This is a genomic window from Janibacter terrae NBRC 107853 (genome assembly GCF_001591405.1).
Classification (GTDB): domain Bacteria; phylum Actinomycetota; class Actinomycetes; order Actinomycetales; family Dermatophilaceae; genus Janibacter; species Janibacter terrae.
Genome location: NZ_BCUV01000002.1, coordinates 307384 through 321230, shown reverse-complemented (window position 1 = coordinate 321230; position 13847 = coordinate 307384). Strand labels below are relative to the sequence as shown.

12 protein-coding genes are annotated in these 13847 nt (G+C 72.2%); 8 read left to right on the top strand and 4 right to left on the bottom strand.

The window, feature by feature from the left end; all coding sequences use genetic code 11:
• Positions 1–44: 44 nt before the first annotated feature.
• From JT1_RS01635 to JT1_RS01625, 3 genes are read right to left on the bottom strand one after another with little or no spacing between them, the layout of a single operon-like run.
• On the bottom strand, positions 45–1241 hold the full coding sequence (locus JT1_RS01635; RefSeq protein WP_068321941.1) for an amidohydrolase: 1197 nt from the start codon (positions 1239–1241) through the stop codon (positions 45–47).
• Positions 1242–1287: 46 nt separating this feature from the next.
• Positions 1288–2379: a mannose-1-phosphate guanylyltransferase gene (locus tag JT1_RS01630; RefSeq protein ID WP_068321938.1), complete on the bottom strand. Its 1092-nt coding sequence runs from the start codon at positions 2377–2379 to the stop codon at positions 1288–1290.
• Positions 2376–3335: a glycosyltransferase family 2 protein gene (locus JT1_RS01625; RefSeq protein WP_068321935.1), complete on the bottom strand. Its 960-nt coding sequence runs from the start codon at positions 3333–3335 to the stop codon at positions 2376–2378. Before JT1_RS01625 ends, JT1_RS01630 begins: the two co-directional genes overlap by 4 nt.
• A 98-nt stretch (positions 3336–3433) precedes the next feature.
• Between JT1_RS01625 and JT1_RS01620 the strand changes: the two genes are divergently transcribed.
• The 6 genes from JT1_RS01620 to JT1_RS01595 all read left to right on the top strand — a co-directional run bounded on the left by JT1_RS01620 (position 3434) and on the right by JT1_RS01595 (position 9929).
• On the top strand, positions 3434–4420 hold the full coding sequence (locus JT1_RS01620; protein ID WP_245634765.1) for a UDP-glucuronic acid decarboxylase family protein: 987 nt from the start codon (positions 3434–3436) through the stop codon (positions 4418–4420).
• 98 nt (positions 4421–4518) lie between these two features.
• Positions 4519–5676 (top strand): glycosyltransferase family 4 protein, encoded by a 1158-nt coding sequence (locus tag JT1_RS01615; RefSeq protein WP_068322501.1) that lies wholly within the window; start codon positions 4519–4521, stop codon positions 5674–5676.
• 127 nt (positions 5677–5803) lie between these two features.
• Positions 5804–7033, top strand: coding sequence for a class I SAM-dependent methyltransferase (locus tag JT1_RS01610; protein WP_068321929.1), 1230 nt, complete (start codon positions 5804–5806; stop codon positions 7031–7033).
• A 31-nt stretch (positions 7034–7064) separates the two neighbouring features.
• A complete protein-coding gene (locus JT1_RS01605) occupies positions 7065–7895 on the top strand; it encodes a sugar phosphate nucleotidyltransferase (RefSeq protein ID WP_068321926.1) in 831 nt (276 codons plus the stop codon).
• Positions 7896–7941: 46 nt separating this feature from the next.
• Positions 7942–8589 carry a PIG-L deacetylase family protein gene (locus tag JT1_RS01600; protein WP_068321924.1) on the top strand — a complete coding sequence of 216 codons (648 nt, stop codon included), beginning with the start codon at positions 7942–7944 and terminating at the stop codon, positions 8587–8589.
• Positions 8586–9929 (top strand): glutamate-1-semialdehyde 2,1-aminomutase, encoded by a 1344-nt coding sequence (locus JT1_RS01595; RefSeq protein ID WP_068321921.1) that lies wholly within the window; start codon positions 8586–8588, stop codon positions 9927–9929. Before JT1_RS01600 ends, JT1_RS01595 begins: the two co-directional genes overlap by 4 nt.
• A gap of 34 nt (positions 9930–9963) precedes the next feature.
• Here JT1_RS01595 and JT1_RS01590 read toward each other — a convergent pair whose 3' ends face one another.
• Positions 9964–11421 carry an apiosidase-like domain-containing protein gene (locus JT1_RS01590; RefSeq protein ID WP_169701791.1) on the bottom strand — a complete coding sequence of 486 codons (1458 nt, stop codon included), beginning with the start codon at positions 11419–11421 and terminating at the stop codon, positions 9964–9966.
• A gap of 86 nt (positions 11422–11507) precedes the next feature.
• Here JT1_RS01590 and JT1_RS01585 point away from each other — a divergent pair, with 86 nt between their 5' ends.
• Positions 11508–12530 (top strand): NAD-dependent epimerase/dehydratase family protein, encoded by a 1023-nt coding sequence (locus JT1_RS01585; RefSeq protein WP_068321915.1) that lies wholly within the window; start codon positions 11508–11510, stop codon positions 12528–12530.
• A 2-nt stretch (positions 12531–12532) separates the two neighbouring features.
• A complete protein-coding gene (locus tag JT1_RS01580; protein WP_068321912.1) occupies positions 12533–13843 on the top strand; it encodes a DUF4910 domain-containing protein in 1311 nt (436 codons plus the stop codon).
• Positions 13844–13847: the final 4 nt, after the last annotated feature.

Here is a 13847-nt window from a genome sequence, read left to right as displayed (position 1 = left end):
GGGTTTTCCCTTGCAGGGCAGGACCCTGCCGGACGAGGGGGAGGTCAGTCCGCCTCGACCCGCGTCCACTCCCCCGCCGCGGCGATGGCGAGCAGGGCCGTGCCGTTGCGCACCGCGCCCTCGTCGACGACGAGGTCCCCCTGGTGGAGGTCGAAGGTGCGCCCGCCGTGGGTGCGCGTGCCCAGCCGGGCCATGGCGCCCTCGGCGTCGTGCAGCATCCAGGCGAAGTCCTCACCGCCGAGGCTGTGCGGCGTGGGCACCGGCCGCAGGCCCGCGGCCATCGTCGCGCGACCGAGCGCCGCCACGGCGGGTGCGTCGTTGACGACCGGCGGCACGCCGCGCACGTGGTCGACCGCCGCGTCGACGCCGTAGGGGCGCACGACGTCGTCGATGACCTCGTGGAGCAGCGGGCCGATCTCCTCCCAGAGGTTGACGTCGAGCATCCGCAGGGTGCCCTGGGCGACACCGGTGGAGGGGATGACGTTGATCGCCTCGCCGGCGGAGACCTTGCCCCACACGAGGACGAGACCGGCGCGCGGGTCCACCCTGCGGCTGAGCACCCCCGGCACGTCGGTGATGACCTTCGCCAGGGCGTACGTGAGGTCCTCGGTGAGGAAGGGGCGGGAGGTGTGGCCACCCCGGCCGCGCAGCGTGACCGTCACCTGGTCGGCCGCGGCGGTGAGCGCGCCCTCGCGCAGCCCGATCTCGCCGACGTCGAGTGCCGGGTCGCAGTGCACGGCGTAGACGGTGTCGACGCCCTGCATGACGCCGGCCTGCACGAACTGCAGCGCGCCACCGGGCATGCGCTCCTCGGCCGGCTGGAAGAGCAGGCGGACCGCGACGTGCCGGGCGGCGAGCTCGTCGGCGACCTCGGCGAGGGCCAGGCCCGCGCCGAGCAGGGCCGTCGTGTGCACGTCGTGGCCGCAGGCGTGGCAGACGCCGTCGACGGTCGAGCTCCAGTCGAGACCGGAGCGCTCGCGCACCGGCAGCGCGTCGAGGTCACCGCGCAGGGCGACCCGACGTCGTGGCTCGGGGGCGCCGAGGTCGACCACGAGACCGGTCTCGCCGACCGACCGCGGGGTGAGGCCCGCTGCCTCGAGCCGCGAGCGCAGCCGCTCGCTCGTGCGGTGCTCCTCGAAGGAGAGCTCGGGGTGGGCGTGCAGGTCCCGCCGGAAGTCGATCAGCTCCGGCAGCAGCTGGTCGATGACCCGCAGGAGCGTCGGGGCGAGGGGGGCAGTCATATCGGGTGAACTCTACCGACGGCCGGGCACCCGCCCGTGGAGGCGCTCACACGAGGTCGGTGCGTCCGGCGGCCTTGAGCGCCTCGACGACGAGCTTGACGTCCTGGGCGCGCTCACGACTGGCCACGAGGAGAGCGTCGGAGGTCTCGACGACGACGACGTCCTCGAGCCCGACGACCGCGACCATGCGCCCGGACTCGGAGACCACGAGACCGCCCGAGTCGACCGCCTGGACCTGCGCGGGGTCGCCGACGACGGTCATCGAGCCCTCCCCCTTCGGCAGCAGCCCGGAGAGCGACTTGAAGTCGCCGACGTCGTCCCAGTCGAAGACCCCGGGCACGACCGCGACCCTCCCTTCGTCCGCAGCGGGCTCGGCGACCGCGTGGTCGATCGAGATCTTCTCGAGCCCGGCCCAGCGCTCCTCCAGGAGCGAGGGCGCCGCGGCGATCTCGCGCAGGCCGGCGGCGAGGTCGGGGTGCCACCCCGCGAGGAGGTCGAGGAGCGTGCTCGCCCGCACGACGAACATGCCGGCGTTCCACCGGAACTCGCCGGTGGCGAGGTAGGAGGCGGCGCGGCGGGCGTCGGGCTTCTCGACGAACTGGCGCACCCGCGCGGCCGTGGGGTGCGCGCGCAGGCGCGGGCCCATCTGGATGTAGCCGAAACCCGTCGAGGGGAAGGTCGGCTCGATGCCGATCGTCACGAGCAGGTCGTCGCGCTGAGCGACGCCGACGGCCTCGGTGACCGCGGCGGCGAAGGCCTCCTCGTCGCGGATGACGTGGTCGGCGGCGAAGGAGCCGAGGATCGCCTCGGGGTCGCGCAGCTCCAGGACCGCGGCGGCCAGGCCGATCGCGGCCATGGAGTCGCGCGGCGAGGGCTCGGCGATGATCAGGTCCGAAGGGAGGTCCGGCACCTGCTCGGCGACCGCGGCGGCGTGGGCCGCGCCGGTGACGACGAGGACCCGCTCGGGGGCCAGGCAGCGCAGCCGGTCGACGGTCGCCTGGATGAGCGTGCGGCCGCTGCCGGTGAGGTCGTGGAGGAACTTCGGCGAGGCCGCGCGGGAGACGGGCCACAACCGCGTCCCGGCACCACCGGCGGGCACCACCGCCCAGAAGCGCTCGAGGTCGGGTGCCGTCGTCACAGGTCGTCCTCCCCGGTCGGTCCGAAGCGCAGGATCCGCAGCTGCTCGAGCGTCTCCTCCATGAGCACGCGGTTGGTGCGTTGCAGGTCGGCGATGACCAGCAGGGCGTACGAGAAGAGGGCCCCGACGATCAGCGCGGTGCCGAAGATCAACGACTGGACGTGGCCGCCCCCGTCACCCATCGCCGCGAGGACGAGGAAGCGGACGAAGGGGATGAGCCCCAGCAGCAGCAGCGCCGTCCCGAGCAGGCCGAAGAACACGTGCGGCTTGAACATGATGTAGGAGCGGATGATCGCCGACCCGGACTTCGCCATGTGCTGCCAGATGCTGGAGAAGAGCCGCGACTCGCGCGTCTTGTCGTTGGTCACCACGGGGATCGAGGCGATGGACATCCGCTTGTGCCCCGCCTGGATGATCGTCTCCATGCAGTACGAGAAGTCGGTGACGATGTTCAGCCGCATCAGCGACGCCGCGGAGTAGGCGCGGAAGCCGCTCGCGGCGTCCGGGAGGTCCGTGCTCGCCACCTTGTTGACCACGGCCGAGCCGAGCGCCTGCATCTGCCGCTTGAACGGGGAGAAGTGCTTGATGGTCCGGGTCTGCCGGTCCGCGACGACGATGTCGGCCTCGCCCGCGAGGATCGGTTGGACGAGGTCACCGATGCGCTCCTGCGGGTACTGGTTGTCCCCGTCGGTGTTGACGAGGATGTCGGCGCCGTGGCGCAGGGCGAAGTCGGCCCCGTCCCGGAAGGAGCGGGCCAGCCCCAGGGGCCGGGTGTGGCTGAGGACATGGGTGACGCCGAGCTTGCGGGCGACCTCGGCGGTGCGGTCGCTCGATCCGTCGTCGATGACGAGGGTCTCGATGACGTCGACGCCCGGGATCGACGCAGGGATCGTGGCCAGGACGAGGGGGAGCGTGGTCTCCTCGTCGAGGCAGGGGATCTGCACGATCACCTTCATGGGTCAGGGAGCCTTCCGGACTGGTGCTGGGATGAGCCGCGTCTCAGGGTAGTCGGCGCGTGCGACGGGCCGGAGCGACCAACGGGTAACCTGACGCGGTGAACGCTCGGGACCGCCAGGGAATGGCTCAGGAGATGGCCGGGCCCCCGCGCCGGGTGATGGTCACCGGTGGCGCCGGGTTCATCGGCTCGCACATCTGCGAACGGCTGCTGGAGCAGGGCCACGAGGTCCTCGTGGTCGACAACTTCTACTCGAGCACCCGACGCAACCTCACGCACCTGCTCGACCACCCCAGCTTCGAGCTGATGCGGCACGACGTGACCTTCCCGCTCTACGTGGAGGTCGACGAGATCTACCACCTCGCCTGCCCGGCGAGCCCGATCTACTACCAGCGCGACCCCGTGCAGACGACGAAGACGAGCGTCCACGGGTCGATCAACATGCTCGGTCTGGCGAAGCGCACCAAGGCCAAGATCCTCCTGTCCTCGACCTCCGAGGTCTACGGCGACCCGCAGGTCCACCCGCAGACCGAGGACTACTGGGGCAATGTCAACCCCATCGGCATCCGCTCCTGCTACGACGAGGGCAAGCGGTGCGCCGAGACGCTCTTCTTCGACTACCGGCGGCAGCACGACCTGGGCATCAAGGTCGCCCGGATCTTCAACACCTACGGCCCCCGGATGCAGCCCGACGACGGCCGGGTCGTCTCCAACTTCATCGTGCAGGCCCTGTCCGGTGCCCCCATCACCATCTACGGCGACGGCAGCCAGACCCGCTCCTTCTGCTTCGTCGACGACATGGTCGAGGGACTCATGGGCCTGATGGCGACCGACCACGAGGTCACCGGCCCCATCAACATCGGCAACCCCACCGAGTTCACCATGCTCGAGCTCGCCGAGCTCGTGCTCGAGCTGACCGGCAGCTCCTCGTCGATCGAGCACCGTCCCCTCCCCGAGGACGACCCGACCCGACGTCGGCCCGACATCACCCGGGCCACCGAGGTGCTGGGCTGGCACCCCCGCGCCCGGCTGCGCGACGGCCTCCAGCGCACGATCGACTACTTCACGCAGCTGCCGACCCGCTAGGGCGCTGGACGCGGGGCCCCGGATGGTCACCTGATGCTCACCGGACACCCACCGCGAGGTCACCGAAGGGGGGTGGCACCGCACGCAGAGTGGGTCCCGTGCGAGTGGCGATTGCGACCGAGTCCTTCCTGCCCAGCCTCAACGGCGTCACGACGAGTGTCTGCCGCGTGGCCGAGAACCTGCGCGAGCAGGGCCACAAGGCGGTGATCATCGCGCCGGGGCCGGCCCCGGCGACGTACGCGGGCCACGTGGTCCGCGCGCTGCCGGCGGTGCCCGTGCGCGGGTTCCGTGCAGGCCTGCCGACTGCGGCGGTGCGCAGGGCCCTGCGTGACTTCCGCCCCGACGTCGTCCACGTCGCCTCCCCCTTCCTCGTGGGGGCTCGCGGGCTGCAGCAGGCCGAGAGCTTCGACCTGCCCACCGTGGCGATCTACCAGACCGACATGCCGGGCTACGTCCGGCAGCACGGCCCCGGGGCCCTCGGTCGCAGCGCGTCAAACCTGGCCTGGGAGTGGGTGCGCCGCATCCACGAGCGCGCGGACCTCACCCTCGCGCCGAGCCGACCCACCCTGGAGGAGCTGCGTGCCCACCGCATCCCGCGCACGGGTCTGTGGGGTCGCGGCGTCGACACGCGCCTGTTCACGCCGGCGTGGAAGGACGACTCCGAGACGCTCGCGCTCAAGCACGCCCTCGCCCCGAACGGCGAGCTCCTCCTCGGCTACGTCGGCCGGCTGGCCCCCGAGAAGGAGCTCCACCGACTCGTCGAGCTCGCCCAGCTGCCGGGCACCCGCCTGGTGCTGGTCGGCGAGGGCCCGAGCCGCAACGAGCTCGGGGCCCGGCTCGCCGAGGCCGTCGCCGCCAGCTCCGGCCGGCCCAACCTCCCACCGGCATTCCTCGGGCCCCGCACGGGCGCCGACCTCGCGCGCGCCTACGCGACCTTCGACGTCTTCGTCCACACGGGGACCAAGGAGACCTTCGGGCAGACGCTGCAGGAGGCCGCCGCCGCTGGGCTGCCCGTCGTCGCGCCGGGCGTGGGTGGCCCCCTCGACCTCGTGGCCCACGGCGCGTCCGGCTACCTCTTCGACCCCGACCGCCGCGGCGACCTCGCTCGCTGGGTGGGCGAGCTCGTCGAGTCCCCCGGTCTGCGGGAGCGCATGGCCGCGACAGGTCCGGGGATGGTCGCGGAGCGCTCGTGGAGCAGCCTGACCACCCAGCTCGTCGGGCACTACGAGAGTGCGATCGCCGCACGCGCAGCCTGATCCGGTAGGCCTCCCCCACACCGTCATCCGCCCCCTTCGGGCTATGGCATCCACCCGGTGACCGCTGGCATAGTGATGGTGCAGGCACAGGCCGGGGGCCGGTGCCGCCGGACGTGAGGATGTTCAGATGGACGCACCACGGTGCCGGCTCTGCTCCACCGAGCTACGACACACCTTCGTCGACCTGGGCGCGTCGCCGCCCTGCGAGAGCTTCCTGCGGGCCGACCAGCTGGACCAGGGCGAGGTCTTCTACCCGCTCCACGTGCGGATCTGCTCGGAGTGCCTCCTCGTGCAGCTGCCGGCCTACATCCCGGCCGAGGAGATCTTCAGCGACTACGCCTACTTCTCCTCCTACTCCGACTCGTGGGTGCAGCACGCGAAGGAGTTCGTCGACGGCGCCGTCTCCCGGCTCGGCCTCGGCAGCGACGGCTTCGTGGTCGAGGTCGCGAGCAACGACGGCTACCTGCTGCAGCACGTCGTCGCGCGGGGGCTGCGCGCCCTCGGGGTGGAGCCCGCGGCGAACATCGCCGAGGTGGCCCGCGGCAAGGGCATCCCCACCGAGACCACCTTCCTCGGGGAGGAGACGGGGGCCGCGATCGCCAGGGAGCACGGCCGCGCCGACCTGGTCGTCGCGAACAACGTCTTCGCCCACGTCCCCGACATCGTCGACTTCAGCACGGGGCTGCGTCGGCTGGTCGCCGACGACGGCGTCGTGAGCATCGAGATCCCCCACCTCCAACGCCTCATCGAGGGCAACGAGTACGACACGATCTACCACGAGCACTACTCCTACCTCAGCCTGCTCACCACCCAGCGGGTGCTCGCGGCCGCGGGCCTGACGGTGGTCGACGTCGAGGAGCTGTCCACCCACGGCGGCTCCCTGCGCACGTGGTCCAGACCCACGGAGTCTGCAGGTGACCCGAGCGATGCCGTCGCCCGCGTGCTCGCGGCCGAGGAGGCCGCCGGGCTGCACACCCTTCAGGGCCACGACGGGTTCGCGGACTCCGTGGCGACCGTGCGCAACGACCTGCTCGAGTTCCTCATCCGCTGCTCGCGCGAGGGCCTGACCGTGGCCGGTTACGGGGCACCGGGCAAGGGCAACACGCTGCTCAACCACTGCGGGATCCGCCGCGACCTGATGGCCTTCACCGTCGACCGCAACCCGCACAAGCACGGGCTCTTCCTGCCCGGCACGCACATCCCGATCCGCCCGCCGGAGGCCCTCGACGACGAGGCACCCGACGTCGTGCTCATCATGCCGTGGAACCTGCGCACGGAGATCGCCGCCCAGCTGCAGCCCTTGCGCGACCGGGGCACCCGCCTCGTCGTCGCCCTGCCCCACCTCGAGCAACTGTGAAGGCCGCCGGCCGTCCGGGAGGGAGCCAACCGTGAAGGTCGTCCTCTTCTGCGGTGGTCTCGGCATGCGCATGCGCGCCGACAACCAGTCGCTGCCCAAGCCGATGATGCCCATCGGGCCACGTCCGGTGCTGTGGCACGTCATGCGCTACTACGCCCACTTCGGCCACACCGAGTTCATCCTCTGCCTCGGGCACGGGGCGGAGGCGGTCAAGGAGTACTTCCTCGACTACCGGGAGACCGCGTCCAACGACTTCGTCATGACGAAGGGGGGCGAGGAGATCGAGATGCTCGGCACCGACATCAGCGAGTGGACGATCACCTTCGTGGACACCGGGCTCAGCACCGCGATCGGTGAGCGCCTGCGCCGCGTGCGTCCGCACCTGGGGGACGACGAGATCTTCCTGGCCAACTACGGCGACGTCCTCACCGACGCGCCGATGAACGAGCTCATCGAGGAGTTCCGGGGCACCGACGCCGTGGGCCAGATGCTCGCGGTGAGGCCGCAGGAGTCCTTCCACGTCATCGAGATGGACGACGAGGGGCTCGTGAGCGGCCTCACCCCCGTCGCGGACATGCCCTTCCCGATCAACGGCGGCTACTTCTGCCTGCGGCAGGGGATCTTCGACTACCTCCACGAGGGCGAGGACCTCGTCATGGACGCGTGCGTGCGCGCGGCCGCCGACGGCCGGATGCGAGCCGTCCGGTACGACGGGTTCTGGGCGCCCATGGACACCCTCAAGGAGCGCACCGCGCTGCAGGAGCAGTACCGGCAGGGCACCAGCCCCTGGGCCGTCTGGCGCCCCGACCCCACCCCCGACCCGGTCCCCGCGTCGCTCACTCCTGCCGTCGTCATGCCATGACGGCTCGCCGGGGGGCGGCAGGTCGCGACAGAGGTGGGAGGGCCTCATGATCACCCTGCATCCGGGGAGCAGCCCGCTGACCGTGCTGGCCCTGGGCGCCCACCCCGACGACATCGAGATCGGTTGCGGTGGCACGTTGCTCGCCCTGACCGAGCGGGCCGGGACGAGCGTGCACGGCCTCGTGCTCACCGGCACCCCGGCGCGCCGGGCCGAGGCCGGGACCGCGCTCCCCGCCTTCTTCCCCGGGGCGAGCCTGGACGTCCTGGACCTCCCCGACGGGCACCTGCCGAGCCACTGGGGAGCGGTCAAGGAGGCCCTGGAGGACCTGGCGGGCCGGGTCCGTCCCGACGTCGTCCTCGCGCCCCGGGCGGACGACGCGCACCAGGACCACCGCCTGGTGGGTCGGCTCGTGCAGACCGTGTGGCGGGACTCCCTCGTGCTCCACTACGAGATCCCGAAGTGGGACGGTGACCTCCTCCCCCCTTCGCACTACGTCCCGCTGACACCGGAGCAGGCACGGCGCAAGGTGGAGCTGCTCGACGCGGCCTACCCGAGCCAGCAGGCCAGGGACTGGTGGGACGAGGAGCTCTTCCTCGGGCTCATGCGGTTGCGCGGCGTCGAGTGCCGAGCCCGGTACGCCGAGGCCTTCCACGTCGGCAAGGTCGTGCTCGACTGGTCATCGGAGGCGACATGACGAGCTTCACCCGGTCCGACGCCGCGCAGGCGCGGTTGCACGAGCTCGTCCCGGGCGGTGCCCACACGTATGCCCGCGGGTCGGACCAGTACCCGGAGGGGATGGCCCCCGTCATCCGCCGAGGCCGCGGGGCGCGGGTCGAGGACCTCGACGGCAACACCTTCGTCGAGTACGGGATGGGCCTGCGCTCGGTGACCCTCGGGCACGCCCACCCCGCGGTCGTCGAGGCCGTGACGCAGGCCGTCGCCGAGGGGACGAGCTTCAGCCGGCCGACCCATCTCGAGCTCGCCGCCGCCGAGGACTTCCTCGAGCGGGTCCCCGGGGCGGACATGGTCAAGTTCACCAAGAACGGCTCCGACGCCACGACCGCCGCCGTCAAGGTGGCGCGCGCGGCGACGGGCCGCCCCCTCGCCGCCATCTGCCGCTCGCACCCCTTCTTCTCCACGGACGACTGGTTCATCGGGACGACAGAGATGAACGCGGGCATCCTGCCGCAGCACCTCACGACGACCGTCGGCTTCGACTACAACGACCTCGGCTCGGTCCGTGACCTGCTGGCGGCCCACCCGGGCGAGATCGCCTGCTTCGTCCTCGAGGCGGCGACCGCCCTCGCGGAGCCGGAGCCCGGCTTCCTCGAGGGCCTGCGCGACCTGGCCGACCAGCACGGGATCGTCCTGGTCCTCGACGAGATGATCACCGGCATGCGCTGGTCGTCCGGCGGGGCGCAGGCGGTGTACGGCGTCACGCCCGACCTGTCGACCTGGGGCAAGGCGCTCGGCAACGGGGTGGCCGTCTCGGCGCTCGCGGGGCGGCGCAGCCTGCTCGAGCTCGGCGGGCTGAGCACCGACCGCCCGCGCGTCTTCCTCCTGTCGACGACCCACGGTCCCGAGACCATCGGGCTCGCAGCCAGCCTCGCCGTCTCCCGGGTCTACCGCGAGGAGGACGTCGTCGGGACGATGGAGCGCCAGGGCACCCGCCTCGCCGAGGAGGTCAACGCCGCGAGCCGCGAGCTCGGGCTGCAGGACCATGTCGCCGTCATCGGTCGTCCCTCGTGCGCCGTCTTCACGACGAAGGACCACCTCGGCCGGCCCTCCCAGGCCTTCCGCACCCTCTTCCTCCAGGAGCTCCTGCAGCGCGGCGTCCTCGGGCAGTCCTTCGTCATCTCCGCCGCCCACACCGACGAGGACCTCGACCTGACGGTGGATGCGGTCCGCGGTGCCCTGCCCGTCTACGCCCGGGCCCTCGAGCAGGGTGGGGTCGAGGGCCTCCTGCGGGGTCGTCCGGTCGCGCCGGCCCTGCGCAGCCTCGCCGAACCCCGCCGGCTGGAGGTGCGTCGATGACCGCACCGACCGCCCTGGCCGGCGACCGCCCGGCTCAGCGGCTGGTGAGCTCGAGCAGCCAGTCACCGTCCCCGTCGGCGTTGGCACCGGGGGTCCGGTACGTGGCCCGCACCGGTACGGACCGCCTGCTGCCGGTCGAGGGGTCCACCCAGGCGGCGCGCACGGAGCCCGCCAGCCGCGAGTCGTCGATGGTGAACGTGCGGGCGGTCGGGACGTAGACGAGCCCGCTCGACCCGTCGGGCGCGAGGGCTGCCGTAGCCAGGTCGCTGTCGAGCACGTCCGTCGTGCCGTCGTCCTCCGTGATGGCCTGCCCCCGGCCCGAGGTGATGAAGTCGCCCTCGGTGTCCGGCTCCCAGGTCCACCACGGCAACCCCTCGACGACGTCGCGCACGTGCCCGACGTCCGCCAGACCGGGTGCGTGGAGCCGGTCCTGCCACCCACTGCGGAACTCCCAGTCGTCGGAGCCGTAGAAGTCCGCCACCGCGCCGCTCGTGAGCGCCCACGCCGTCTGGCGGCGCAGGGTCTCGGGCGTGGTCGGCTGGTTGCCCTGGAGGTTCTCTCGCTCGTAGTTGCCCTCCCCGAAGACCACCGGGCGGGCCGGGTCCGCCGCGCGGGCCCGGCGGACGAGCCGGTAGGTCGGCGAGTACGTGTAGGCGAAGTTGAAGCTGATGCGGTGGCGCCAGAAGGGGTCGTCGCTCGAGGCCATCGGCTGGCCCCCACTCACCTGGATCGTGCGGGGCCGGGTGTCGCCGGATCGACGGATGCCGTCGAGCACCGCGTCCAGGCAGCGGTCGACCTCCGTCCCGCTCTCGGAGGCCCGGTCCGGCAGGTAGTCGCCTCCGACGGACCACATGATGTTGGGCAGGTCCGCGAAGAACTCCCCCACCTTGCGGCCGTAGGCCCGGCACGCGCCGAGCTCGGTCGGGACGAGCCCGCTGTCGACGACCCAGGAGTCCACCGGGTACAGGACGAGCGTGATGCCGTGCTGCTGCGCCATCCGGACGTAGGCATGCATCCTGCGCCAGTAGGCGGGGTTCCAGTCGGTGATGCCCCCGTCACGGAAGGGTCGGACACCGTCGTGCGTCGCGCCGTCGTCGCTCGGGCCACCGTTGCCCACGGAGCCGAGCACCGAGACGATCATCGCGTTGACCCCCCGGGACTGCCGGTCGGCGAAGTAGCGCCTCGCCTGGTCGGCCGACAGGTCCGTCATGAGCGACCACGGGGAGTCCCCCCGCACCAAGAGGGGTCGACCGTGCTGGTCGACGAAGTACCTGCCGGATGGGGCGACCGCGGTGACGAGGGGGACGTACTCTCGCACCGGCGGCTTGGACGGCTCGGCCGGCTCGGCCGGCTCGGGCCGCATGGACAGCTCGGACGGCACCGGACCCGCGGTGACCTCGCGCGAGTCATCACCCCGCACGACGCCGACGGTCCACATCCCGAGGGCGAGCACCACGGCCAACGCTGTCACGGCGAGAACCCGACGACCCACCTTGTGAAGGCTACCCCTCGAGAACGGCCTGTGAGACGATCGCCGTGCCGGTCGGTACCCGCGCCGACCCTCGGGGTGGAGGGCACATGCGCGTACTCGTCAACGGCGACCGGGGCTACATCGGAGCGGTCCTCGTGCCGATCCTCCAGGAGGCAGGGCACGAGGTCGTCGGCCTCGACGCGGGGTGGTACGACGGGTGTGACTTCGGTCCGCAGCCGACCGGGTACACCTCCCGCACCGGGGACGTCCGGGACGTGGGCGTGGAGGACCTCACGGGTTTCGGCGCGGTCGTCCACCTCGCCGCGATCTCCAACGACCCGATCGGCCACCTCAACCCCGAGGCCACCTACTCGGTCAACGCCGACGCGGTCGGCCACATCGGCGCGGTGGCCAAGGCCGCGGGGGTCCCGCGCTTCCTCTTCTCCTCCTCGTGCTCGCTCTACGGTGCCGGCGGCAGCTCGCTCAAGGCGGAGGACAGCGAGTTCAACCCCGTGACGCCCTACGGGGAGAGCAAGGTCCGCGCCGAGGCGCTCCTCGCCCGGCTCGCCGACGACGACTTCAGTCCGACGTACCTGCGCAATGCCACGGCCTACGGCTCCTCCCCCCGGCTGCGCGCCGACATCGTCGTCAACAACCTCACCGGCACGGCACTGACCCGCGGCGAGGTGCGGCTGCAGAGCGACGGCAGCCCCTGGCGACCGCTCGTGCACGTGCGCGACATCTCCATGGCCTTCCTCGCAGCGCTCGAGGCCCCGCGCGAGACCGTGCACGACCAGGCCTTCAACGTCGGCCGCGACGAGGACGTCGTCCAGATCCGCGACATCGCGACCGCGGTGGCCGAGCACACCGGCGCGCCCGTGACCTTCGCCGAGGGAGCCGGACCCGACGCCCGCGACTACCGGGTCGACTTCCGCAAGATCGGCGACCTCCTGCCCGCCTTCACCCCGGAGTGGACGATCGACCGGGGCATCGTCGAGCTCGCCGAGGACATGGAGCGCATCGGCCTGACGAGCGAGGAGTTCGAGGGTCCCCGCTACGTCCGGCTGCGTCGCATCGAGGAGCTCACGGAGCAGGGTCGCCTCGACGCGCTGCTCCACGTGCGGGGCTGACGGTGCCGGGCACGCAGGACGCCGACGGGGCGCTGGGAGCCGTCCTGCTGGAGCGGGTCGCCCGCCTGCGGCCCCACCTGCGCAGCCTCACCGGCGACGGGGTCCGGGGCACGCTCGACGTCATCGCCGAGGACCTGCCCATCGAGCGGCACGCGGTCCCCTCGGGCAGCCGGGCCTGCGACTGGGTCGTGCCCGAGGAGTGGAACGTCACGGCGGCCCACATCACCCACGCGGACGGCCGCCGCGTCGTCGACCTCGCCGACCACGACCTGCACCTCGTCGGGTACAGCGTGCCCGTGCACGAGCGCATGGACCTCGCGGCGCTGCGCCCCCACCTGCACACGCTCCCGGAGCACCCCGACTGGATCCCCTACCGGACGAGCTACTACCACCGCGACTGGGGCTTCTGCCTCACCCAACGCGTGCTCGACGGTCTCGACGAGGGGCCCTACGACGTCGTCGTCGACAGCCGGCTCGGCCCCGGGGAGCTGACCTGGGGCGAGCTCGTCGTCCCCGGCGACACCGACGACGAGGTGCTCGTCAGCAGCCACCTGTGCCACCCGGCCATGGCCAACGACAACCTCAGCGGGCTCGCCACCGCGATCGAGCTCGCCCGCCACGTGTCCGCCCTCCCGGCGCGGCGCCTGACCTACCGGTTCGTCTTCGCTCCCGGCACGATCGGCTCCCTCGTGTGGTTGGAGCACCGCGAGGCCGTGCTGCCCCGGGTGCGGCACGGCCTCGTCCTCACCGGACTCGGCGGGCCGGGACCGCTCGTCTACAAGCGCAGCCGCCACGGTGACCGCGCGATCGACCGCGCCGCCGCCCACGTCGTCACCCGCCGGCACGGTGAGATCCGGGACTACGCACCGTGGGGCTACGACGAGCGGCAGTACAACTCGCTCGGCTTCGACCTGCCCGTCGGGCGGCTGACCCGGACGCCGCACGGTGAGTACCCGGAGTACCACACCTCGGCCGACGACCTGTCGCTCATCTCGGGTGGGCGGCTCGCCGAGTCCGTGCGCGCGCTGACCGAGATCGTGGCCGTGCTCGAGCACGACGGGTTCCACCGCAACCTCCTCCCCCGCGGCGAGCCCCAGCTCGGCCGCCGCGGCCTCTACCCGACGACGGGCGGCCGCTCCGCCGACGACGCGGTCATGGCGATGCTGTGGGTGCTCGCGCTGGCCGACGGCCAGACCTCGCTGCTGGACATCGCCGAGCGGGCGGGCACCGACTTCGGGGCCGTCCACGCCGCCGCCCAGCGGCTCCTGGCGGCCGACGTCCTCGAGCCCGTCGCACGCGACGCCGACGCCTGAGCCG